This window comes from Novosphingobium sp. BL-S-19, from assembly GCF_055521675.1.
Map to the genome: position 1 here is coordinate 3015021 of NZ_CM145498.1, position 23343 is coordinate 3038363.

21 protein-coding genes are annotated in these 23343 nt (G+C 65.0%); 15 read left to right on the forward strand and 6 right to left on the reverse strand.

Annotated elements, in window-relative coordinates:
* The first annotated feature begins 76 nt into the window (after nucleotides 1–76).
* The 5 genes from ACZ1JV_RS22470 (at nucleotide 77) to ACZ1JV_RS22490 (ending at nucleotide 8268) form a co-directional block, all read left to right on the forward strand.
* The gene (locus ACZ1JV_RS22470; protein WP_465150596.1) at nucleotides 77–3472 is read left to right on the forward strand and encodes an acyl-[ACP]--phospholipid O-acyltransferase; all 3396 of its coding nucleotides are present in this window, start codon (nucleotides 77–79) and stop codon (nucleotides 3470–3472) included.
* A 261-nt stretch (nucleotides 3473–3733) separates the two neighbouring features.
* Nucleotides 3734–4231: an asparaginase domain-containing protein gene (locus ACZ1JV_RS22475; RefSeq protein WP_465135892.1), complete on the forward strand. Its 498-nt coding sequence runs from the start codon at nucleotides 3734–3736 to the stop codon at nucleotides 4229–4231.
* Nucleotides 4232–4503: 272 nt separating this feature from the next.
* On the forward strand, nucleotides 4504–5967 hold the full coding sequence (locus tag ACZ1JV_RS22480; RefSeq protein ID WP_465150597.1) for a sensor histidine kinase: 1464 nt from the start codon (nucleotides 4504–4506) through the stop codon (nucleotides 5965–5967).
* Nucleotides 5960–6415, forward strand: a complete 456-nt coding sequence (locus ACZ1JV_RS22485; protein WP_465150598.1) for a response regulator — start codon at nucleotides 5960–5962, stop codon at nucleotides 6413–6415. The genes ACZ1JV_RS22480 and ACZ1JV_RS22485 overlap by 8 nt, the downstream gene beginning before the upstream one ends.
* Nucleotides 6416–6504: 89 nt before the next feature.
* Nucleotides 6505–8268, forward strand: a complete 1764-nt coding sequence (locus tag ACZ1JV_RS22490; RefSeq protein ID WP_465150599.1) for a putative bifunctional diguanylate cyclase/phosphodiesterase — start codon at nucleotides 6505–6507, stop codon at nucleotides 8266–8268.
* 48 nt (nucleotides 8269–8316) lie between these two features.
* Here ACZ1JV_RS22490 and ACZ1JV_RS22495 read toward each other — a convergent pair whose 3' ends face one another.
* Nucleotides 8317–8991 carry a 2'-5' RNA ligase family protein gene (locus ACZ1JV_RS22495; protein WP_465150600.1) on the reverse strand — a complete coding sequence of 225 codons (675 nt, stop codon included), beginning with the start codon at nucleotides 8989–8991 and terminating at the stop codon, nucleotides 8317–8319.
* A 216-nt stretch (nucleotides 8992–9207) separates the two neighbouring features.
* Here ACZ1JV_RS22495 and ACZ1JV_RS22500 point away from each other — a divergent pair, with 216 nt between their 5' ends.
* Together ACZ1JV_RS22500 and ACZ1JV_RS22505 are read left to right on the forward strand one after the other, a co-directional pair.
* The gene (locus ACZ1JV_RS22500; protein WP_465150601.1) at nucleotides 9208–9723 is read left to right on the forward strand and encodes a nitroreductase/quinone reductase family protein; all 516 of its coding nucleotides are present in this window, start codon (nucleotides 9208–9210) and stop codon (nucleotides 9721–9723) included.
* 55 nt (nucleotides 9724–9778) lie between these two features.
* Nucleotides 9779–10957 (forward strand): FAS1-like dehydratase domain-containing protein, encoded by a 1179-nt coding sequence (locus tag ACZ1JV_RS22505; RefSeq protein ID WP_465150602.1) that lies wholly within the window; start codon nucleotides 9779–9781, stop codon nucleotides 10955–10957.
* Here the strand turns inward: ACZ1JV_RS22505 and ACZ1JV_RS22510 are convergent.
* Nucleotides 10954–11793 carry a PhzF family phenazine biosynthesis protein gene (locus tag ACZ1JV_RS22510; protein ID WP_465152628.1) on the reverse strand — a complete coding sequence of 280 codons (840 nt, stop codon included), beginning with the start codon at nucleotides 11791–11793 and terminating at the stop codon, nucleotides 10954–10956. The genes ACZ1JV_RS22505 and ACZ1JV_RS22510 overlap by 4 nt on opposite strands.
* Nucleotides 11794–11952: 159 nt before the next feature.
* Here ACZ1JV_RS22510 and ACZ1JV_RS22515 point away from each other — a divergent pair, with 159 nt between their 5' ends.
* Together ACZ1JV_RS22515 and ACZ1JV_RS22520 are read left to right on the forward strand one after the other, a co-directional pair.
* Nucleotides 11953–12360 carry a glycine zipper 2TM domain-containing protein gene (locus tag ACZ1JV_RS22515; protein ID WP_465150603.1) on the forward strand — a complete coding sequence of 136 codons (408 nt, stop codon included), beginning with the start codon at nucleotides 11953–11955 and terminating at the stop codon, nucleotides 12358–12360.
* A 189-nt stretch (nucleotides 12361–12549) separates the two neighbouring features.
* Nucleotides 12550–14037 (forward strand): methyl-accepting chemotaxis protein, encoded by a 1488-nt coding sequence (locus ACZ1JV_RS22520; protein WP_465150604.1) that lies wholly within the window; start codon nucleotides 12550–12552, stop codon nucleotides 14035–14037.
* 93 nt (nucleotides 14038–14130) lie between these two features.
* On the opposite strand, the gene ACZ1JV_RS22525 is transcribed toward ACZ1JV_RS22520, so the two are convergent.
* Nucleotides 14131–14598, reverse strand: coding sequence for a lyase (locus tag ACZ1JV_RS22525; RefSeq protein WP_465150605.1), 468 nt, complete (start codon nucleotides 14596–14598; stop codon nucleotides 14131–14133).
* Between the two features lie 129 nt (nucleotides 14599–14727).
* Nucleotides 14728–15108, reverse strand: coding sequence for a VOC family protein (locus tag ACZ1JV_RS22530; RefSeq protein ID WP_465150606.1), 381 nt, complete (start codon nucleotides 15106–15108; stop codon nucleotides 14728–14730).
* A gap of 236 nt (nucleotides 15109–15344) precedes the next feature.
* Between ACZ1JV_RS22530 and ACZ1JV_RS22535 the strand changes: the two genes are divergently transcribed.
* Nucleotides 15345–15683, forward strand: a complete 339-nt coding sequence (locus tag ACZ1JV_RS22535) for a glycine zipper 2TM domain-containing protein (RefSeq protein ID WP_465135902.1) — start codon at nucleotides 15345–15347, stop codon at nucleotides 15681–15683.
* Nucleotides 15684–15862: 179 nt separating this feature from the next.
* Nucleotides 15863–16621: a sulfotransferase family 2 domain-containing protein gene (locus tag ACZ1JV_RS22540; protein ID WP_465150607.1), complete on the forward strand. Its 759-nt coding sequence runs from the start codon at nucleotides 15863–15865 to the stop codon at nucleotides 16619–16621.
* Between the two features lie 31 nt (nucleotides 16622–16652).
* Here ACZ1JV_RS22540 and ACZ1JV_RS22545 read toward each other — a convergent pair whose 3' ends face one another.
* Entirely contained in the window at nucleotides 16653–17138 is a 486-nt protein-coding gene (locus tag ACZ1JV_RS22545) for a nuclear transport factor 2 family protein (protein WP_465150608.1), read from the reverse strand.
* Between the two features lie 256 nt (nucleotides 17139–17394).
* On the opposite strand from ACZ1JV_RS22545, the gene ACZ1JV_RS22550 reads away from it, so the two are divergent.
* The 4 genes from ACZ1JV_RS22550 (at nucleotide 17395) to ACZ1JV_RS22565 (ending at nucleotide 21467) form a co-directional block, all read left to right on the forward strand.
* Nucleotides 17395–18132: an SDR family oxidoreductase gene (locus tag ACZ1JV_RS22550; protein ID WP_465152629.1), complete on the forward strand. Its 738-nt coding sequence runs from the start codon at nucleotides 17395–17397 to the stop codon at nucleotides 18130–18132.
* Between the two features lie 97 nt (nucleotides 18133–18229).
* A complete protein-coding gene (locus tag ACZ1JV_RS22555; protein ID WP_465152630.1) occupies nucleotides 18230–19474 on the forward strand; it encodes a class I SAM-dependent methyltransferase in 1245 nt (414 codons plus the stop codon).
* Nucleotides 19475–19563: 89 nt separating this feature from the next.
* Entirely contained in the window at nucleotides 19564–20784 is a 1221-nt protein-coding gene (locus tag ACZ1JV_RS22560) for an argininosuccinate synthase (protein WP_465150609.1), read from the forward strand.
* Nucleotides 20785–20912: 128 nt separating this feature from the next.
* Complete coding sequence (locus ACZ1JV_RS22565; protein ID WP_465135906.1) at nucleotides 20913–21467, forward strand: septal ring lytic transglycosylase RlpA family protein; 555 nt, start codon at nucleotides 20913–20915, stop codon at nucleotides 21465–21467.
* Nucleotides 21468–21496: 29 nt separating this feature from the next.
* Here the strand turns inward: ACZ1JV_RS22565 and ACZ1JV_RS22570 are convergent, their stop codons facing one another.
* The gene (locus tag ACZ1JV_RS22570; protein WP_465150610.1) at nucleotides 21497–22363 is read right to left on the reverse strand and encodes a hypothetical protein; all 867 of its coding nucleotides are present in this window, start codon (nucleotides 22361–22363) and stop codon (nucleotides 21497–21499) included.
* Nucleotides 22364–23343: the final 980 nt, after the last annotated feature.

Below are 23343 nucleotides of genomic sequence, written 5' to 3' on the forward strand. Positions count from 1 at the left end.
TAACGAATCGCCTGCGGCTTAACCCTCCGCAAAGTCCTTGAAGTCCAGACAGCGCATTCAAACAGGGGATACGGGCGTGGCGGCACCAGACTTTTCATTGCTGACCAAGCGGCGTTTCGCGCCGATGTTCTGCGTCCAGTTCCTGGGCGCCTTCAACGACAACCTGCTGAAGTACGCGATGCTGCTGCTGGCCAACTATGGCCTTCTGCGCGATGCGCCGGATAAGGCGGGGATGCTGTCGGTGGTGGCGACGGGGCTGTTCACGCTGCCCTATTTCCTGTTCTCCGCCCTCGCCGGCCAGATCGCGGACCGGATCGACAAGGCGAAGCTGGTCCGCTGGATCAAGCTCGCCGAAGTGGGGATAATGGGCCTCGCGCTTGTCGGGTTCGCGTGGGAATCGATCGCGGTCCTGCTCGCCAGCCTGTTCCTGATGGGCCTGCACTCCACCGTGTTCGGCCCGGTGAAGTACTCGATCCTGCCGCAGCACCTTGGCGAACGTGAAGTCATGGGCGGCACCGGCCTGATCGAGGCGGGCACTTTCCTTGCCATTCTGGGCGGCCAGCTGCTGGCCGGGCAGGTCTTGCCGTGGGAAGCGGGCCTCGTCGCCATGGGCATTGCCGTGCTGGGCTGGCTGGCCGCGCAGGCGATCCCGCCCGCACCGCCCAGCCGCGACGGGCACCCGATCGACTGGAACATCGCACGCGGAACATGGCAGGTGCTGGTCGCCGCCCATCGTGGCCGCGGCGTCTGGCTCGCCGTGCTGGGCATCAGCTGGTTCTTCACGGCCGGCGCGATCCTGCTGACCGAATTCGTCCCCCTCGTTTCCGACACGCTGCAGGCACAGAAGGAAGTGGCGACGCTGTTCCTCGTCGTCTTCTCGGTGGTCATCGCGCTCGGCTCCATGACGGTGAACCGGCTGCTCAAGGGCGAAGTTTCCGCCCGCTACGTGCCGGTCAGCGCGCTGATGCTGGCCATCGGCCTGATCGATCTCTGGCTCTCCACCCGCGCTTTCGTGCCCACGGTGATCGATGCCGATGTGCGCCAGTTCGTGTCCAACCCGCAGTCATGGAAGATTTTCGCAGACCTGATCATCATCGCCTTCTCCGGCGGGATGTTCATCGTGCCGCTCTACGCGATCCTCCAGATCCACTCGGCGCCCGAGGAACGTTCGCAAGTGATCGCCGCCAACAACATCCTCAACGCCGGCATGACCGTGGCGGCCGTGGGCATTGTCGCAGTGCTGCTGAGTAGCGGCGTCAGCGTGCCCGGCGTGATCGGCGTGCTCGGTTTCGCGACGCTGGTGGTCGCAGTGATCTCGATCTGGCTGCTGCCCGAAACGCTGTTCAAGGCGGTGATCCGCGCGGTGCTGCGCATGCTCTACCGCGTGGAACTGACCGGCATCGAGAACATGCCCAAGCCCGGTGAGCCGGCCGTGGTCGTCGTCAACCACCTTTCCTATCTCGACGGCCTGCTGCTGGGCGCCTTCCTGCCCGGCAAGCCGACATTCGCGGTCCACACCGCGATCGCCAAAAGCTGGTGGATCCAGCCCTTCCTCAAGCTGTTCCGCGCCTTCCCGGTCGATCCCACCAACCCGATGGCGGCCAAGGCCATGGTCCGCGCCGTCAAGGAAGGCCGCACGCTTGTGATCTTCCCCGAAGGCCGCATCACCGTGACCGGCGCACTGATGAAAGTGTTCGACGGCCCCGGCATGGTGGCCGACAAGGCCGACGCTCCGATCATCCCCGTCCGCCTCGACGGGCCGCAGTACACGCCCTTCTCCCATCTCAAGGGCAAGGTGCGCCAGCGCTGGTTCCCCAAAGTCTCGATCGAAGTGCTGCCCGCGCGCCGTTTCTCGATTGAAGGCGAGATGACCGCCCGCCAGCGCCGCGCCATCGCCGGCCGCCGTCTCTATGACGAGATGAGCCGGATGATCTTCGACACCAGCCACACCGACCGCACGCTGTTCGCCGCGCTCTGCGAAGCCCGCGCGGTCCACGGCGGCAAGACCAAGGTGGTGGAAGATATCAAGCGCACGCCGCTCGCCTACAACCGCCTGATCCTGGGCGCCGAGCTGCTGGGCGAACGGCTTGCCTATCGCACCCGCCCCGGTGAAACGGTGGGCCTGCTGCTGCCGAACGTCAGCGGTGTCGCCCTCGCCTTCTTCGCGCTTCAGGCCGAGGGGCGCGTGCCTGCGATGCTGAACTTCACGGTGGGTCAGGCCAGCCTCGTTTCAGCCTGCGCCACGGCGAAGATCGAAACCGTCGTCACCGCGCGCGCCTTCGTCGAACAGGGCAAACTGGACGCCGTGATCGCCGCACTGGAGGCGGACGGACGCAAGGTGCTCTACCTCGAAGACCTGGCCGCAGAGATCGGCACCGCTGCCAAGCTCTGGCACATGGCTACCGGCCGCCTTGCCGCCAGCCGTCATGCCCGCCGCAAGGTTTCGCCCGATGCGCCGGCGGTGATCTTGTTCACCTCGGGCTCCGAAGGCGCGCCGAAGGGCGTGGTGCTGAGCCACCGCAACCTGCTCTCCAACTGCGCGCAACTGGCCGCGCGGATCGACTTCAACCCTGCCGACGTGGTGCTGAACGCACTCCCGGTGTTCCACTCGTTCGGGCTGACCGGCGGCACCCTGCTGCCGCTGCTCAACGGCATCCGCACGGTGTTCTACCCTAGCCCGCTGCACTACCGCATCGTGCCCGCGCTCGCCTACGACGCCAACGCCACGATTATGTTCGGCACCGACACCTTCCTCTCCGGCTATGCCCGCATGGCGCACAGCTATGACTTCTACTCGCTGCGCTACATCTTCGCGGGCGCGGAGAAGGTGCGCGAGGAAACCCGGCGCACTTATGCCGACAAGTTCGGCCTGCGCATCCTCGAAGGCTATGGCGCCACCGAGTGCGCCCCGGTGATCGCCGTGAACACGCCCATGCACTTCAAGGCGGGCACCGTCGGGCGGATGCTGCCGGCGATGGAAGCGCGGCTTGAAGAGGTGCCCGGCATCACCGAGGGCGGCCGCCTCTATGTGCGCGGGCCAAACGTCATGGCCGGATACCTGCTGGCCAGCGAGCCCGGCGTGCTCCAGCCGCCCGCCGAAGGCTGGCACGACACCGGCGATATCGTCACCATCGACGAGATCGGCTTCGTCACCATCCGCGGCCGCGCCAAGCGCTTTGCCAAGATCGCGGGCGAGATGGTCTCACTGCCGGCCGTCGAGGGTTATGCCGCCAAAGTCTGGCCCGATGCGGAAAGCGCCGTGGTCACCCGGCCCGATGCCAAGAAGGGCGAGCAACTGGTGCTCTACACCACCGCCAAGGGCGCCGATCACAAGGCGCTGCAGGAATGGGGCCGCGCCAACGGCATTGCCGAACTCTCGATCCCGCGTGAGATCCGCGTGCTGGACGCCCTGCCCGTGCTGGGCACCGGCAAGCTGGACTATGTGACGCTGAACGAGATGGCGAAGGCGTAGTTGGGGGCAGCGGAGCCAAGTCCCTGACCTAACTTCGTCGCCCCCGCGAAGGCGGGGGCCCCGCTTTTCTTCGATTTCACGCGGAGGCGCGGAGGCACGGAGAGACAGTGCAGCAATCCGCCCCTTCGCGTCTCCGCGTCTCCGCGTGCTGAAAAAGAACAAGCGGGATCCCCGCCTTCGCGGGGATGACGGTGTGTGGGGAGGGTATCGGATATCCGCCAACAGTTGCCCCTCCCCCGTCGCCGGTTTAAAGGCGCGGGCATGACCCAGGCCCTTCCCCCCATCCTCGTCGTCACCACCGGCGGCACGTTCGACAAGCAGTATTTCGACGCGCTCAGCGAATACCAGATCGCCGAAAGCGTGATCGAAAAGCTGCTCAAAACCTCGCGCGTCGCCCATCCGTTCCGCGTGGTGGAACTGCTCCGCAAGGACAGCCTCGAACTCACCGACGAGGATCGCGCCTTGATCCGCGCCACCATCGCCGCCGCGCCCGAGAGCCACGTGGTCGTCACCCACGGCACCGACACGATGACCGATACGGCCAAGGCGCTGGACGGTCTGGACGGCAAGACCGTGGTGCTGACCGGCGCGCTCGCCCCCGCGCGCTTTGCCGAAAGCGATGCCGCCTTCAATCTGGGCATGGCCTTCGCCTGCTGCCAGGCCGCGCAGCCCGGCGTGTGGATCACCATGAGCGGATCGGTGTTCAACGGCCTGAAAGTTCGCAAGGATCGCGAAGCCGGAAAGTTCGTCGCCATCTGAGATTGACGCTCGGGGCGCTGCCCCCGGTGCCGCAAAATTCGCGTTTCGCGAATTTTCAAACGGTCTCTGACGAAACAATCGTTGCGAAGCGCTTGCATTAGGGGGTTCGACGGAACGCTCCCTTGGTAAGCCGCAAACGCCCCATGCCCCAAACCATGACGCAGGAGGTTCGCCGCCCGCGTCGCTGAACGAACGCGAACGACCCTCCCGGTCGCCCTGCCGGACCCTTTCCCATTCCGGGGAAGCGGCCTGCTTCTGTACTGGGAGGTTGCGTGTCGATCGTAGTCGATGGCCTTGCTGAAGTTCACGCGGCGCTGCAGCACGCACCGATCGGCGCTGCCGTGGTGGACCGTGCCGGCGTCATCTCCTGGGCCAACCCCGCCTTCGCCTCGATCGTTGGCGAAGCCGATCCGGCGGCGCTGCGGCTGTCGCTGGTCACGCTGTGGATGGAGCAGGAAGACGGCGAGGCGCTGCTCCAAATGCTGGAGTCCCACTTCGCCACGCCTGCCGAAGCGCGGCTGCCGTGGACGCGCGCCACCACCTTCAAGCGGATCGACGGCGCGGAACAGCCCGGCGAGATCACGCTGGCCCCCTGCACCGGCGCGTTCGACCATTGGGCGATCCTGCACGTGCGCAGCATGGTCCGCCTCGCCACGGCAGAAAAACGCTTTTCCCAGATATTCGAGAATCTGCCGCTGGGCCTGATCGTGATCGACGCGCGCCAGCGCATCGTTCAGCTCAATCAGGCGCTGGCGGATCTGTTCGGCTATACGCGGGAAGAACTGGTCGGCCGCCCGCTCGATGTCCTGCTGCCGCCGCGTTATCGCACCGATCACCACCACCATGTCGACGGCTATACCCACTCGCCCGTCGCCCGTTCGATGGGCCTGGGCCGCGACCTGACCGGGCTCCACCGGCTTGGCCGCGAGGTTCCAGTGGAAGTGGCGCTGACGCGGTTGGAGACGATGGCCCAGCCGCTCTACATGGCCATCGTCACCGACATCACCGTGCGCAAGCGCGGGCAGGAAGCGCTGCAGCAGACCAACGCGCAACTGGAAGAATTCACGTACGTCGCCAGCCACGACTTGCGCTCCCCCCTGCGCGGCATCGGCGATCTGGTCACCTGGATCCGCGAGGATCTGGGCGACGACAACATGACGCCTGAGGTGCGGCACAATTTCGATCGCATCGCCCTGCGCATCAGCCGCGCGGAGCAGATGATCGACGACCTGCTGAGCTATGCCCGCGCCGGCAACCGCGATCGCGAGACCGAGATGGTCAACCCCTGCGATCTGGTGGACGAGGCGCTGGGCCTGGCCTCGGTACCGGAAACCTTCACGGTCGATATCGACATAGAGGAAGGCGGCAGCCCGTTCCGCGCGCCCCGCGCACCGCTGGCCACATCGCTGCGCAACCTGATCGGCAATGCCATCAAGCACCATGGCGGCGATGAAGGCCGGATCCGCATCTCCGTGCGGGAGAATGGGCGCTACACCGTGTTCACCGTGGACGATAACGGGCCGGGCATCGCCAAGGGCAACGAGGAACGCATCTTCAAGCTGTTCCACCGCGCCTCTCCCGGCACCAGCGGCGAAGGCCTCGGCCTCGCCTTCACCCGCCGCATGATCAACGCCCATGGCGGCATGATCACCGTGCGCTCCCCCGGCGATCTGGGCGGCGCCTGCTTCGAAATCCACTGGCCGCGCGTCCTTCTGAAGGAGATGGACGATGATTGATGCCGGACCAGCCATGCAGGCCCTGCAGGACATGAACTGCTCCGTACTGGTGGTCGATGATGACGATGTCGCGCTGGAAGGCGTGCTGCGCAGCTTCGCCCGCCATCAGGTGCCCTGCCCGCAAATCACTGCGGGTGACGGGGCGGAGGCACTGCTGATCTTGCGCGGACGGCACCCGTCGAAGCACGTCGAAACCCCGGTGATCGTCCTGCTGGACCTCAACATGCCTAACATGGATGGTTTCCAATTCCTTCAGGCCGTGCGTGCGGATCCCGAACTGGCGCGCACCGTGGTCTTCATCCTGACCACCAGCGCCCGCGATCAGGACCGGTCGCGCGCCTACGACGAACATGTCGCCGGATACATGGTGAAGTCCGCGGTCGGCCCGCAGTTTTCCCAGCTTGCCCAGTTCATTTCCCAATACGCCTGCACCCAGAACCTCCCCTGACGAGAGGCCCTATTGTCATGACTTACCAACCTTCCTCATCCTCACTGCCCATTCCGCCCCAGAACGTGCCGATCGAAGGACAATTGCGCATGGAATACCTGCACAACGGCACGAACGACATTCAGGCGCTGGTGATCGATGACGACGATGTCGACCGTGAGCGCCTGATCAGGATGCTGGAACGCTGCCCGCGCCGGATCAATGTGATGGAGGCCGCCTCTCAGGCCGAAGCGCTGCAACTGATCCGTCTGGCCGAACCGCAGTTCGATATCGTCTTCCTGGACTTCGGCCTGGGCGATGGCGACGGGCGCGATCTGGTGCCGACGATCCGCGCGGAAGTGGATCCCGACTGCCCGATCGTGGCCGTCACCGGCAATTCGGACGAGCAGATCGCGGCCGATTCCATCAAGTCCGGCATGACCGAATTCCTCACCAAACGCGCGCTTTCGCCCGAACGCGTCGCCGCCTCGGTCGAGGAAGGGATCGCCTGGCGCAAGTACCGGCAGGACCTGCGCCGTGCCGAGGAGGAACTGACGCACCGCAGCCTCCACGATCCGCTGACCGACCTGCCCAATCGCACGCTGTTGTTCGACCGGCTCGGCCAGTCCTGCGCCCGCGCGCGCCGCACCGGAGACGGTTTTGCGGTGATGATGATCGATCTCGACCGGTTCAAGGAGATCAACGACAGCTTCGGCCATGCCGTGGGCGACATCGTCCTCACCACCGTCGCGCGCCGCCTGCGCGGCCACTTGCGCGAGGTGGATACCGTGGCCCGCCTTGGCGGCGACGAATTCGCCCTGCTGCTGCAGGACGTAGACGATGAGGAGAACGCCGCCGCGCTGGCCGCCAAGCTGGTGCGCCTGATCGAACAGCCGATCGTCCACGAAAGCCGCGTGATGCATGTCGGCGCCTCGCTGGGCATCGCGCTCTGCCCGCAGCGCGGCTTCTCCCCGGCCGGCCTGCTCTCGGCCGCGGACGACGCCATGTACGAGGCCAAGCGCGGGCTGGCGAAGCTGGCCACCTATCAGGAGGGCATGCCCTCTCACCCGCCGGTCGATCCCAAGATCATGCTGGACGAACTGGAAGGCGCCATCGCGCACGACGCGCTGCAGTGGCACTGGCAGCCCAAAGTGGATATGCGCGACGGCCGCGTGCTCGGGTTCGAGGCGCTGGTGCGCTGGAACCATCCGCGCATCGGCAATATTCCCGCCGACCAGCTGATCCGCGCGGTGGAGCACAGCCCGCTGCTGGAGACCTTCACCCACCAGTGCATCGACAAGGTGCTGGAACAGTTCGCGCAGATTCAGGACAAGGTCGACGGCGCCTCGATCTCGATCAACCTTTCCGCGCGAATGCTGGAACGCCCCAGCTTCGTCGACGATCTGGTCGACATGGTGAACTGCCATCGCATCGATCCCAAGCGGGTGACGCTGGAACTGACCGAGACGGCGCTGATCACCAACCCCTCACAGGCACGCCGCGTGGTGGAACGCCTGCGAGAGAACGGCATCGCCCTCTCCATCGACGACTTCGGAGCGGGCTTCACCTCGTTCGGCTATCTGCGCGATTTCGCGATCAGCGAGATCAAGATCGACCGTTCGTTCATCCAGCGCTTCACCGAAAACCGCTTCGACCAGTCGCTGGTCAACAGTCTGGTGGTGCTCTGCGAGAGCCTTGGCATTCCGCTTGTGGCCGAGGGCGTGGAGAACGAGGAAATCCGCGACCTGCTGGTCTCGCTCGGCTGCTATAACGGCCAAGGCTACGGCATCTGCCGGCCGATGCCCTACGAAGACGTGCTGGACTGGATGGAAGGCTGGCAGGAAAACACGCCGATCCGCCAGCTCAACGCCTGACGGTTTTAGCCCGGCGCATCGGAGGTCCGATGGGCCGGGCAAGAGCCCTCAAGAAGCGCAGCGATATTCGGCCAAGGTCTTCACCACCTGCCCATTGGCATCGACGATCCCAATGCCAACGCCCTCGACCGTGCCTGTGGCCTTGGGCGGGTTCGCCTCCAGTTCGGCCATCACCGCCGCGAGGTTGGGATTGGCCTCGTTCGCAAGCAGCGTCAGATGCGGTTCGAACTGCATGAAGACGTTGGGCGAGCCGTAGCGTTCGAACGCGGGAATCTTGGCCGGATATTCGCGCATCCACGCCGGCGGGGCAATGTCGTGGGAGCGGAAGGGCTCCGCCGTCAGGGTGAGCTGATCCGCCAGCCGCTGCAGAGCGGCGCTGTGCGTAACCCGCAGGAACAGCCAGTTGGACGCCGTCCGTTCCGATCCGTCGACGATCAGGGGGAAGGACTTGCAGCCTTTCACGGCCCTGGCGATCGCCGCCTTGAGCTGCGGCTCCGCACTCACGGGATATTTCGTCAGGTACAGCGTGACATGGGCGGCGTGGCCCTGCGCGTAGAATGACGTCATGCCGTGCTCGGCAAGCTTGCCGCTGGCCTGCGCCACGGCATCGACGATCGGCTTCGACGGGATGGCATAGACATCGATGCTGACGGTGTCCTCTGCCCGGGCGGGCAAAGAAACGGTCATGATCGTCATGAAGGCCGGGATGAGATAGCGGCGCATGAGGGGCACATTTCCAACAATCGAATCGGCAGGCCCGGTTCTTAGTTGGCGCACCCGCAGCGAGGCAAATCTCTTCGCCATGCCCGGTGATCGGCAAAACCCGCCCCGGTGATACTTCCCGGCCAGAACGCATAGTTTCTGGACCCGCCGCGCAACCTTCGCGATCTTCCGCCCCAATTCGCATGAACAGGCGTAAACCGTGGAGAGGAGCGCGGCATGAGCGACGAAACCGCAGCGGCCATCAGTGCCGTCAGGCGCGACTGGGTGACCGAGCATCGCGAGATGTACTTGGGCTCGGGCGGCGTGCAGGGCCATATCGTGGACATCACCCCCGTCGGCGGGCGCAAGTTCGCGACGCATTGCCTGGTGAAATACACCGGCCGCAAGAGCGGCAAGGTCTTCATCACCCCGCTCTGCTACGCCGATATCGGCGGCGAAGTGGTGATCTGCGGCTCCAAGGGCGGGGCCGACAACCACCCGCAGTGGTATCTGAACCTCATCGCCGATCCGCAGGTAGAATTCCAGATCGCCACGCAGGCCTTTCGCGGCACCTGGCGCGAGCCCGAAGGGGCCGAGCGCCAGAAGGTGTGGGACTTCTTCATCGACTGCCACCCTTTCTATGCCGACTACCAGAAGTCGACCGACCGCGTGCTGCCGCTGATCCTGCTGAAGGCCGACGAGGAAATCCCGGTTTTCAAGCCCGAGGACGCGACCGGCCTGCGCACCGCCTGATCCTTAATCCGAAACAACATCGGCGGCGCATTTGCCGCCCAGGGACACTTATCCGATGAACGCCACCGCTACCGCCGCCACGCTCGACTGTTCGGACATCGACCAGTACCTCGGCAAAGTCATGGACTTCTCGCCGCTGCGCGAGCCCATCGCCGCCAACGATATCCGGCGCTGGGTCCATGCGATGCATTACCCCAACCTCGTCCATTTCGATCCGGACTTTGCGGCGGCCAGCCGCTGGGGCGGCCTTGTCGCGCCGCAGAGCTTTCCTATCGCCACCGACGACGGCCACGGCGCGGCCCCGGCCTGCGTGGGCTGCATTCCCAATTCGCACTTGCTGTTCGCGGGCGACGAGTGGTGGTTCCACGACACCCGCATCAAGGCGGGCGACGTGATCACCAACACCCGCATTCCCTTCGACTATGCGGTGAAGGAAACCGGCTTCGGCCCCACCTGCTTCCAGCGCGGTGACAACAACTACACCAACCAGCATGGTGAGAAGATCGCCACGCAGCGCTCCACCGCGTTGCGCTACAACGCCCATGCCGGCGGTGCCAACGTCAACCCGGCCGATTTCGACGATCCCGAGTGGACCGACGAAGCGGTGGCCGACATAGAGGAACGCGTCTTCGCCTGGGTGAAGATGCTGCACGATCTTGGCCACAAGGAACGCTGGTGGGATGACGTGGCTGTGGGCGATCAGCTTCCCGAACGCGTGTTCGGCCCGCACTCGCTGGCCAGCTTCGCCACCGAATGGCGCGCCTATATCGTCAACACCTGGGGGACGATGAACCTTCGCAAGAACGATCTGGAGGCGCTCGGCTTCACGCGCGAGATGGCCGGGTACGAGAACGATCCGGACATGATGAAGGAGAACCCCTTCCTCACCGACGGCGCCTATTACGGCCCCTCACGCGGACACCTGTTCCCCAAGTACGCCCGCCGCATCGGCATGCCGCGCGGCTATGGCTATGGCGCGTCGATGGGTTCGTGGGTGACCGACTACCTCTCCGGCTGGGCGGGCGAGCATGGCATGCTGGTCCACTCCATCTCGAACTATCGCGGCCCGGCATTGACCGGCGACGTGACGATCCAGACCGCCGAAGTGGTCGAAAAATCGGTCGATGCCGAAGGGCGCCACCTCGTCCACGTCAAGCATCTGATGACCAACCAGCGCGGCGTGAAGATGTGCCTCGGCACCGCCGAGATCGCCCTGCCCAAGAAGCCCGGTTAAGCGCTGAGGGCTCCGCCCGAAGACACCGTATCCACGCGGCCGGCGATCCAGATCGATCCGTCGGCCGCTCGGGTGCAGTGGACCAGACCGTCCGCACCCACCTTGCGGCCCTGCGCGGCGACATAGCTGCCTTCTGCGAGCCCCATCCCAAATAGATACTGCGCCACCGCCGCATTCAAGCTTCCAGTGACAGGATCCTCGACCATGCGCCCCTGCGGGTCGGCGAAGAAAGCGCGCACTTCGAACTGCGCCGGGCCGCCCGGCGCACAAGGCCCCAGCAGCGCGACATCGGTGCCCTTGGGCGCTTTGGCGACCGGCTCGGCCGCCAACACGGCTTCCGCGCTCGACAGGTGGAGCAGCTTCCACGCCGGTCCGTTGGCGGCATGGACGGCGGCGACCACCGCCTGCGCATCGGCGCCGGTCAGCCGGATCGTTTCCGCCAGATCGGCCTCGTCCAGCGCCCCCTCACGTAGGAGCGGCGGCGCGCGGAAAGCCAGCATCCCGTCCTGCTGGCGCACCTCCACCAGTCCGATCCCGCATTCCTGCACGATCTTGCCCGGCACTTTCGGCACGCCGCCCGCCGCCAGCCAGGCATGGGCGCTTCCCAGCGTCGGATGACCGGCGAACGGCAGTTCGCCCGCCGGATAGAAGATGCGCACGCGATAGTCGGCATCCGGATCGGTGGGCGGCAGCAGAAACGTCGTTTCGGAGAACCCCAGCCAGCGCGTCAGCGCCTGCATCTGCCCGCTATCCAGCCCCTCACCCCCGCGCACGACCGCCAACGGATTGCCCTGCAGCGCCGTGCCGGGAAAGACATCGACAAGATCGAGCAGCATTGACGTCATGATCGCAAAGTCCTTCGTTTCGTCGCGCACACAGGGCGCTTCGCCTCTCACCGCACGGCAGGCGGCACCCATTAATCCAGAGTTCCGCAGCCTAAGTCCATCACGGCCGTTATCGTCCTAAGATACAGATTTCCAACAAGGACAGAATTCATGAAGAAGCTTCTGCTCGCACTGTCCATGGCGAGCGCGATCCTCCCGATGGCCGCCCCCGTTGCGGCCGATCCGCCCCACGGCCGTTACGGCGATCCGCGGCACGGCGGCTACAACGCCTCTTCCCACCGCCCTCCCCAGCGCGACTACCGCTACGATTCGCGCGGCCGCTATCGCAATCCGCCCCGCATCAGCCGCAACGACCACGTCTGGCGCGGCCGTGACGGGCGCTATTATTGCAAGCGCGACAACGGCACCACCGGCCTCATCATCGGCGCCGGCGTCGGCGCGCTGGCCGGCCACCAGATCGCCGGCAGCGGCGACCAGACGCTGGGCGCAATCATCGGCGGCGTCGCCGGCGGCCTGCTGGGCCGCGAGGTCGATCGCGGCGATCTGAAGTGCTATTGATCTGAAACAGGCGGGCCTTTTCCTAGGGCCCGCCCTTAGTCGTTCCATCTCATCATCTTAGTCTCTCACCGGTAAACCCGCCGCTATCGGGGGCTTGCCATCGCGGCGATCCTGCCCGCGCCAAGAGACTTGCGGCCCGCTGCCCCGTCGCCCGGCGCAGAGGCGGGCCGCCGATGGGATGGACCGAACATGAGCGCCACTGCCGCCGCCAAACCCGCCAGCAACGCCGCACCCCGCGTGAACATCGCCCCGCTGGACGAGGCGAACTACCGGCATTTCCCGAAGCTCTGCGCCGCCATGCGCAAGCACGCCCGCAAGGCACTGGCCAAGCTCTACACCCGGATCGAGGCGACGCCCGAACTCTCCCGCCTGCTGCCCACCACCGCCATTCGCGAACGTGCGTCCAGCGCGCAGTACGAGCACTGGATCAAGCTGTTCTCCAACCGGTTCGACGGCGAAGCGCGCGCCCGCAGCGAGAAGATCGGCGAAATCCACGCCCGCGTCGGGCTCACTCCGGACTACTACGTCTCCTCCTATGCAATGGTGCTGGAAGAGGTCATCACCGCGATGATGACCGGCCGCATCGTCACTCCGCTCACCAGCCGCAGCATGGGCCACGCGATCGGCACGCTGGTGAAGGCGTCCATGCAGGACATGCAGATCGCGCTGAACACCTACTTCGTGCACGAGGCGCTGGACCGCGACCGGGCGCTGGACGCGATGAGCGGCGCCATGGAGCAAGTGGCCCACGGCAACCTCCAGGCCGAACTGGGCAACCTGCCTCCCGCCTTCGAGAAGCTGGCGATAGACTTCCACGAAATGCGCCGCCGCATCGGCGCACTGGTGCTGGACATCACCGATTCCTCGGAAAGCGTGAAAGTCAGCGCGCAGGAAATCAGTGCCGCCGCCAACGATCTGGCCTTCCGCACCGAAAGCCAGGCCGCCACCATCGCCCGCGTTGCCGAAGGCATCCGCGAGGTGACGGGCGCCATCGGCACCACGGCGGACAATGCCGGGCAGGTCAACTCCAGCGTGTCCGAAGTGGCGCACCATGCGCGCCATGGCGGCACCGTGATGGAATCGGCGGTAGTGGCGATGGACAAGATCAAGACCAGCTCGGCCGAGATCGCCAGCATCATCGACGTGATCGAGGCGATCGCCTTCCAGACCAACCTGCTGGCGCTCAACGCCGGCGTGGAGGCCGCACGCGCGGGCGAGGCTGGGAAAGGCTTCGCGGTCGTCGCCACCGAAGTGCGCGCGCTGGCCCATCGCACCACGGAATCGGCCAACAACATCAAGGACCTGATCACCAAGTCCACGCAAGACGTGCACGAAGGCGTCGACCTTGTCGCCCAGACCCGCGCCGCGCTGGATGAGATCATCACCAAGCTGGCCGACACCACCTCCCGCGCGGAGGACATCTCGCGCTATTCGGCCACGCAGGCGGAAACGATGCGCGGCCTCAGCGGCGAGATCCAGCAGCTGGACACCAACACCCAGCAGAACGCCGCCATGGTCGAACAGTCCAACGCCGCCGCCCGCGCGCTGACCGAACAGGCCGGCGCGATGAGTTCGACCGTGGGCAAGTTCAAGTTCGAGCGTCGCCCCGGTTCGCATGACGATCATGGCTACGGCCGCGGCGGCGAGCGCGAAGTGCGGCGCGCGGTCGGCTATTGAGGCTGCGGGAATAGAAGGGGATTCCGCGCGGCGACTGACTATCTGCGCCTTACCTTGAAAAACCGCCATTCCGCTCGCCGCCATTGCGGACGTTCACCGGCCAGCTTCGCAGGCTGCAATAGCTTCTGCCAGCACGTCATCGGTCCAGTCATTCTCAGAATGTAATGCAAATCTCTTCAACGACTCCACCAGAGATGGATGCGCTATAATCGCCGCTGCCTCGAATATGTTGACCGTGGCACGTGAACGCGCAAGCGCCCGCTGGACGTAAGGAAGTGCAAGGACCTTATCCTTCTGGGCCAGCCCCCGGATCGCCTCTGCGCTAACTTGTTCCACTGGGTCATCGGCCCCAGCAATTAAGGCGGCTCTGATAGCAGGCGTATCAACATCGAGATCCCCAATAATGAGCGCTGCCCAGTTTCGGTTCGTTTCGTCGTCGTCGGCAATGAAGCCTATTACACGCCGCAGGTTTGCTTCCGCAAATTCACTTCCAACCAATGGCACTTCGCCGTTCAATACTTGAACGAGAAATGGTGACGAGGGTTCGTAGGCAGCTTGCATTTGACCGTGTTAATCCGGGTTCCGTTTATGTACGGTTTCCCGCTAAACTTCCCCATCAAATCCCGCTCAGGCTGAGCTTGTCGAAGCCCCCGGCGCGTGGCGCCGCCCCCCGCCCGTTTGCCGATCCACTCACTCGGGCATCAGTGCCGATGGCCAGCCGATCCGCACCAGCAACCCGTCAGGCCCCGCGATGCCGACTTCGTAGAGCCCCCATTCCCGGTGCCGCAACACGCCGCCGGGCCTGATGATCAGGTCATCCACGCGCGCGGCGACGGCATCCACATCGGGTGTGCGGATGAACACACCGAAGGGGTTGTGCTCGGCCGGAACGCGCCAGGGGCCGGTGCCGGCCTGGGTCAGGTGAACCTCGCAGCCCCAGCCGGTCATGATCGCATAGTGCGCATCGCCGCCGGTGCGGGCAAAGCCCAGACGTTCCCAGAACGGAATGGCATTCGGCAAATCGTTGGTGGGAACAATGGGGAATGCGCCGATGGGTGGTACTTCGGACATCGACGATTCCTCCACGATCTCGGCACCGGTTGTAATGCGCGCCTGTGGGATTGGAACGCTGCTGGCTGACACGACTCCGCACTCGCAAATTTACTTACAAGCAAGTGGCATTCACCGACGCGGAGGCACATTCCGTCGCTTAGGGCCGAAACTTGCGCCTCATTCATCGTGCGTTGAAGTGCCGCCAGCAAAGAGGGGGGCAAGTCGCAATAGAGATGAAATCAGGAGGAAATATTTTGCGTAAAGCCCTGTTCGCCGCTGCCATCGCCACCGTTGCCGTTCCCGTCGGCATGAGCGTTGCAGAGACCGCAGAGGCGCACGGCCGCGGCCGTGGCCCGGAATACCACCACACCAACAACGGCATCCGCTACTGGCGCGGCAATGACGGCCGTTACCGCTGCAAGAAGTCGAACGGCACCACCGGTCTGCTGATCGGCGGCGTTGCCGGCGCGCTGGTCGGCCGCGCGATCGACACGCGCGGCGATCGCGCCACCGGCACGATCCTGGGCGCCGGCGCCGGCGCGCTGCTGGGTCGCTCGATCGACCGCAACAACAGCAGCCCGCGCTGCCGCTGATCCACGACGGATCCGGCCGAAAGGCCTGTTTACATGACAGGGGGGCGTACCGGCACAGGCCGGTGCGCCCCCTTTTCCTTTCCGGCCCAGCGCTTCCGCAATGCGGATTCACCGCCGAAGACGGGAACTGAAATATCCTGAAATTCGCCCCCCACATGAAACCGCCATTGCCTTGCGCCATGGCGACTGTCCTCCCGCATCCCGCCCTTGACCGGACTTCCGGAACGAGCGGCCTGAACCGCATCGTCGCGTCCGCTTTCGGCGTCCGGCTCGTCAGCGACGTGCACGAGCGGCTGACCCGCTCTGGCGTGCGTCCCTGGCTTGGTGCCAAACGGCGCGAGCGGCTGCACCGCATCCGCGCCAGCGGCCTGCTGTTCATCCACGTTCCGAAGAATGCCGGCACTTCGATCAGCGACCGGCTCTACGGCGCGCAGACCAAGCATGCCTCAGCGATCTACTACGCCCGCACCGCGCCGGACCTGCTGGCGCTGCCCAGCTTTGCGATCGTGCGCAATCCGGTCGACCGCTTCCTTTCCGCCTATCGCTATGCCCGTTCCGGCGGGACGCGGCATCGCAAGATTTCGCAACCTTTCGCGGAACGTTACGCACGCTTTCGCTCTATCGACGATGCCATCGATCATCTGGCATCCGCGCGCAGCCCGTTCGACATCGATCACGTGTTCCGGCCGCAGGCCTGGTACCTGCTCGATGCCCATGGACGGCCGGCCATCGACCGCCTCCTCCCCTACGAGCGTCTTGGCGAGATCGGACGCCTGCTGGGTCGCGTAGACCTGGACAATCTGCCCCAGTTCAACCGGTGCGAGACGCCATGCGACCTTCCGGGCCGGGCCCAGTTGGATTTCCTGCACCGCTTCTATGCGCGTGACTTCGAACTGCGCGAGCGGGCGTTTAAAACCTGCACTTCATTGCCGATCTGAATCCGGGCGGGCCAGTATAGGCCCGCCCCGTTTATCGATCCGCCTGCGGTATCGCCCGCTGTTCGGCTTCGGTCATGGTGCGATGCCCATAGCTGAGCACTTGCGTGGCGTGCCATCCATCCTCGCGCCGCGCCCAGACCATCACGAACTTGGCGATCCCCGCGCACTGCCCGGTGGCGCGTTCGCAGAAGTAGTGCTCCCCCTCCTCGATCGCGCCGTAATCCTTGATCGGATAGACATGCAGGCTGCCCGGCAGAAGTTCGCGGCGGACTTTGCCGCAGATATACTTGCGGGTGCTGTCGACCACGAACTTGCGATCGAAGGTAGCGCCGCCGGTGTCGTGGAAGAACGCCACGTCCGGATCGAAATAGCGGGCGAAGGTGTCGAGATCGCACGTGTTGTACGCGGTGAAGACTTTGGCATCGACGGCGGCGATCTCCGCCATCAACGGATCGACTGGCGCGGGCGGCACGACGGCAGCGGCAGTAACCGCGGCAAGGAAAGCGAAAATGGCCATGCCCCGCAGCCTATCCGGCGCCCCCGGAAAATCAATGAATTGCGCGGTGGATAGGGGCCTTTCCTAAGGCGCCGGACTGTGCTCCTATGCTGGCGATGTTCGCGTGGAATCCCCCCTTCCCATCCCATCCGGAAAGCGCCCCGCACGGGTGCCTTTCGGCCCCGGTCGGGAAGGCCGGCGGAACTTCCCCTGAACCGTGTCAACTGTGTCAACCTGCCGGCATCGGAGCAGCGAAAGCGTGAGCGACAGGCCCGCGATGCTCGTCACCGGCGGCGCCAAGCGGATCGGCGCGGCCATCGCCCGTGCCTATGGCGCGGCGGGCTGGCATGTGGTGATCCACTACGGAACCTCACGCGGACAGGCCGAAACGCTCGCCGCCGAACTGCCCAGCGCGGAGATCGTCAGTTGCGAGCTGAACGACTGGGACGCGCCCGTGGCGATGGTGGAGGCGCTCTCCGCCCGCCTGTCCGACTGGCGCGTGCTGGTGAATTGCGCCGGGATGTTCGACCTCGACACCGCACAGGATCTGGAGCCGGCGACGTTCGAAAAGGCGATGCGCGTGAACGCAGGCACGCCGGCCAGGCTGGCGCAGGCCTTCCTCGCCCGCGCACGCAGCCCGCATGGACGGCGAGTGATCCACGTCACCGATCAGAAGCTGCTCAATCCCAATCCCGATTTCTTCTCCTACACGATGAGCAAGCACGCGCTTGCCGCGACGGTGCCCATGCTATCCATGGCGCGCCCGCGGGAGGAAGACCGGATCTACGCACTCGCGCCCGGCGCGATCCTCGCCAGCCATGACCAGACCGAGGCGGAGACCGAAGTATCGCACCGCCTGAACCTGCTCCACCGCAAGACCACTCCGGCAGACGTGGCGGATGCCGCGCTGTTCCTTGGACAGGGCTGGCTGGCGAGCGGAGAGACCCTTTTCGTCGATTCCGGACAGCACCTGCTCGCGCAGCCGCGCGATGTGCTGTTCCTTGCCCGGCAGTAGGAGAAAGACTGCCGGATTTCTCGCCTTCGCTTGCGGTATTCGCACGTGAAACCTCCTTGTTCCGGGCCGAAGCGCCCTTCACAAACGGCTGATGGCAATGGGAATTCTCGATCGCTTCCTCGAACGCGGCGTCCGACAGGGGACGCTTGAACTGACCCGCCCCGATGGCAGCGCAAAGCACTTCGGAACGGCAACCACGGGCTTCCCCGATGTCCGCATCCGCTTCACCGATGCCAAGGCCGAACGGCAGATCCTCACCGATCCGCGCCTGGGTGCGGCGGAAGCCTACATGGATGGCAAGCTCATCGTCGAGAACGACGACATCATGGGCCTCGTCGAACTGCTGCGCGCCAATTCCAAGTGGGACAAGGGCGGCGAACTGCACGAACAGTCGGCGCTGAAGAAAGTCACCGGCAAGCTGGTCACGCTGGTGGACGGCATCAACAAGGCCGCCAGCGCCAAGAAGAACATCGCCCATCACTACGACATCGGGAACGAGCTGTATAAGCTGTTCCTCGATATCGAGCACATGCAGTATTCCTGCGCCTACTGGGCCGATCCGGAAGGCATGACGCTGGAACAGGCGCAGACCGCCAAGCTCGCGCATATCGCCGCGAAGCTGGCGCTGGAGCCGGGCCAGCGCGTGCTGGATATCGGCTGCGGATGGGGCGGCATGGCGATCTACCTCGCCAAACATGCCAATGTTTCCGTGCTGGGCATCACCCTCAGCGAGGAACAGCTCGAACTCGCCCGCGAACGGGCCGAGCAGGCGGGCGTGGCGGACAAGTGCACGTTCCAGCTCGTCGATTACCGCGACCTTGCCGCGCGGGGCGAGAAGTTCGACCGGATCGTCTCGGTCGGCATGTTCGAACATGTGGGCCAGGCCCAGTTCGCGCAGTTCTTCAAGGCCTGCGGACAGCTGCTGCCCGACGACGGCGTGATGCTGCTCCACACCATCGGCCGCATGGGCGGCCCCGGCGCGACCGACGCTTTCACGCGCAAGTACATCTTCCCCGGCGGCTACATCCCCGCGCTCAGCGAGACGGTGGCGGCGAGCGAAAAGTTCCGCCTGATCGCTACCGATGTCGAGAACCTGCGCCTCCATTACGCCTATACCCTGCGCGAATGGTATAAGCGCTGCGTCGCCAACAAGCAGGCGATCGTCGCGATGATGGACGAACGGTTCTACCGCATGTGGATCTTCTACCTTTCAGGTGCCACGGCGGCCTTCGAAAGCGGCGGCATGTGCAATTACCAGATCCAGTACACGCGCAATCGTCGCACCCTGCCGCTGACGCGCGGATACATGGCGGTGGCGGAGGCCGCGCTGCTCGGCGAATAGGGCCGCACCTTTCCTTCATTGCGCAAGGGGGCGCGTGCTGATAGGCGCGCGTCCCGAATCCCATGCCCATTCCTTCGGAGCCCGCGCCCATGTCCGACAGCATCAAGAAGGTCGTCCTCGCCTACTCCGGCGGCCTCGACACCAGCGTCATCCTCAAGTGGCTTCAGGTCACCTACAACTGCGAGGTGGTGACGTTCACCGCCGACCTCGGCCAGGGTGAAGAACTCGAACCCGCCCGCGCCAAGGCCAAGCTGATGGGCCTGCCGGACGAGAACATCTACATCGACGACTTGCGCGAGGAATTCGTGCGCGACTTCGTCTTCCCGATGATGCGCGCCAATGCCCGCTACGAAGGCGACTACCTCCTCGGCACCTCGATTGCCCGTCCGCTGATCTCCAAGCGCCTGATCGAGATCGCGCACGAGACCGGCGCCGACGCCGTCGCCCATGGCGCCACCGGCAAGGGCAACGATCAGGTTCGCTTCGAACTCTCGGCCTACGCGCTCGATCCGAACATCAAGGTCATCGCCCCCTGGCGCGAATGGGACCTGACCAGCCGCACCGCCCTGATCGCCTGGGCAGAGCAGCACCAGATCCCCGTCCCCAAGGACAAGCGCGGCGAAAGCCCGTTCTCGACCGACGCGAACCTCCTCCACACCTCGTCCGAAGGCAAGGTTCTGGAAGATCCGTGGGAAGAGACCCCCGACTACGTCTATTCGCGCACCGTCAACCCGGAAGACGCGCCGAACGAGCCGGAATACATCACCATCGATTTCGAGAAGGGTGACGGCGTCGCGCTCAACGGCGTGGCCATGAGCCCCGCCTCGCTGCTCACCGCGCTCAATGACCTCGGCCGCAAGCACGGCATCGGGCGCCTCGATCTGGTCGAGAACCGCTTCGTCGGCATGAAGTCGCGCGGCATGTACGAGACGCCGGGCGGTGAAATTTACGCCCGCGCCCACCGCGGCATCGAGCAGATCACGCTCGACCGTGGCGCCGCGCACCTGAAGGACGAACTGATGCCGAAGTATGCGGAGCTCATCTACAACGGCTTCTGGTTCGCGCCGGAGCGTGAGATGCTGCAGGCCGCCATCGACCACAGCCAGCAGCGCGTCAACGGCACCGTCCGCCTGAAGCTCTACAAGGGCAATGCCTCGGTCGTCGGCCGCAAGTCGGCGGACTCGCTCTACTCCGAACGCCACGTCACGTTCGAGGACGATGCCGGCGCATACGACCAGAAGGACGCGGCCGGTTTCATCAAGCTGAACGCCCTGCGACTCCGCCTGCTGGCCCAGCGCGACGCCAAGTAACGGCCCGGATTCGGCCATCCGAATCCTTTCAATGCGTTAACAACATCGGGCGGCCCGTTGCCAAAGTGCGACGGGCCGCTTTTGCATGGGTCCTCAAGGCGATGAACTGCCTGTAGGAGTCCATCCCCATGACGGGGAAGCAAAACCAACCGCCTAAAGCTCGCGCAAAGCGCATCGGCTTCGTTCTGGCGACCGCCGCGCTTATCGCAGCTCCTGCCTCTTCGGCGATTGCCGAGGGGCGACTGGCCAAACTGCCGGGCTCCGAGCCCGTTGCCGCTGAAGCGCCGGTAGCCATGGTGCCGCCCGCCGCGCTGACGCCGGCTCCGGCCGCCCTTCCCGCCACCCCGCTTATCGAGGCCGTCCAGCCCGAAGAGCAAGAATTCGAGACCATCGGTTCCGGCATGGCCAGCTTCTACGGCCGCGAACTCGCCGGCAATCGCACCGCCAGCGGCGACCGTTTCGACCCGACTGCCCTCACCGCCGCGCACCGCACCCTGCCGCTCGGCTCGCAGGTTCGCGTCACCAATCCGGCCAACGGCCAGTCGGTGATCGTCACCGTCAACGACCGCGGCCCGTTCCATTCGAACCGCCTGATCGACCTGAGCAAGGCCGCCGCCGACAAGATCGGCATCTCGCGCGCCGGCTCCGGCAAAGTCGATATCGCCGTCCGCGACGACGATTGATTTCTCGTTTGGCCTGATCTGGAAGAAGGTTAGGCCGACGCGGTATCGGAGGGGGGTGGGGGAAGCACCGCGCCGGCCTTCACAGATACAAACATCGCCAGCGGCATAGAGTTCCCGGCCCGGACGATTTTTTTGCGCGCCCGCCGCGCCGCGCGGTTGACACAGTTGACACGGTCCAGCGCAAAACCACCCAGCCCTTTCTCCAGCGCCGCCAATTCGGCATTTGGCCCGCCATCGAGCCCGCCTCTGGCCCCGCCTCGCAGCGACTTGAACTCCACCGGCGGCTCGTCCCCCGCCAACAGGCCATCCACGCGCGCGACGGCACGGGCCCGCCACGCATCCCAGTCGCCCGCCGCCAGCGCCCGACACGCCTCCAGATCGAGCGCCGGCGCATCGCCGACCTCCTCCCCCGCATCCGCCGCATCGAGCCACGCCTCCCGCTCGGCCCCGGCCAGCGCCGCACCCAGCTCCGCCACATAGCGCGCCCGGTCCGCCGGTAGCCCGGCCTCGTCATCCTCGCCCTCCAGCAGAGCCACCTCTTCCGGCACCTCGCCCGCCACCAGCGCCAGCACCTCGTCGAACCGCTGAGCATGAGCGCCCGCCTCGGTCTCCTCCGCCGCCCGGTCGAGCCGCGCCAGATACGCCAGCAACAGCCGCGCATCGAACCGCCGCCGCACCGCCACCTGCTCGCCGTGGTAGAACACGGCCTCCTCCACCCCATCGAGCGCCCGCGTCGCCAGCACTTCCTCTACATGCCGCCGCGCCAGCACCAGCGCCGCATCCCACCCCTGCGCAAAGAGAGCGTCCCGCCGCCGCAGCATGTAGGCCGACTGCCGCGACAACCCCACCGCCGCACTCGCCGCCCGCACGTCCCCCTTGTCGGCCAGCCGGTGCAAAAACCGAACCTTCCGCTCCGCCGTCCAAGAATTGTGAGGTGAAAGATCCTCCCCCACCGGGGGAGGGGGACCATCCAAGGGATGGTGGAGGGGGAGAGCCACAGCGCCACCGCCAGCCGTACAAGAACAAGTCAAAATGCGAGGGCCATCGCCCTCGCGCTCCCCAACCCTTGCCCTCGCGCCCGACGCCCCCAAAGCGCCCTGCCCCGCGCCGTCATCAAGCCCGTCACCGAAGCCCGGCGCCATGCCGCCCCCCGGCGCCATACCGTCCCCCGGCCCCATACCGCACCCCAGCTCCTCCCCGTCATCCCAGCGAAAGCTGGGATCGCCCTCAACCAAGCGCCCACCTCGCTCACCACCCCGCCCACGCGGAAAGGACTCCCCCGGCAACCCGATATCCCGAGAGCCCGGAATCCACCCCCGCCCGGCAGCGGTGGGATACGAAGAGTTTGAATGGTCGGACATGGTTCACCCGCGAGACTGGAGCCAAAGCCCCGGCGCAGCCGCGCCGGGGTGAACCGGATCATTTATCGCATGTGGGGAGGTGTAGGAAAGATCAGCGAACGACCATCAATCAATCGCGATGCATCCTATCAATCAGGTAATGCAAGCCAACGAGTGTTGCACTAAGCAAACTTAGCAGCATCCATATATAAATATACCACGAAATTTCAAACAACACCGAATTAACGTGATAAAAAAAATGATTCAAATTCTTCACGGTTAAACTAGATTGACCAAGGCCAAATAGAAATATCAATATTGACAAAAATGAACAGTATCCAAAGACAATGGTCATATATCTTCTACGGCTAACAATCTCGTCAGAGACACTCTTACCTCTTCTAACCCTAATGGTCGTTGGGTCTCCCGACAGATTGTTATCAAGTATAGGATTAGGAAATGTGGCTGTCGCAGTCAGGGCCGCGATATAGAATCCGATTAACACGCCAAGCAGACCGTTAATCGATTGAAAAAAT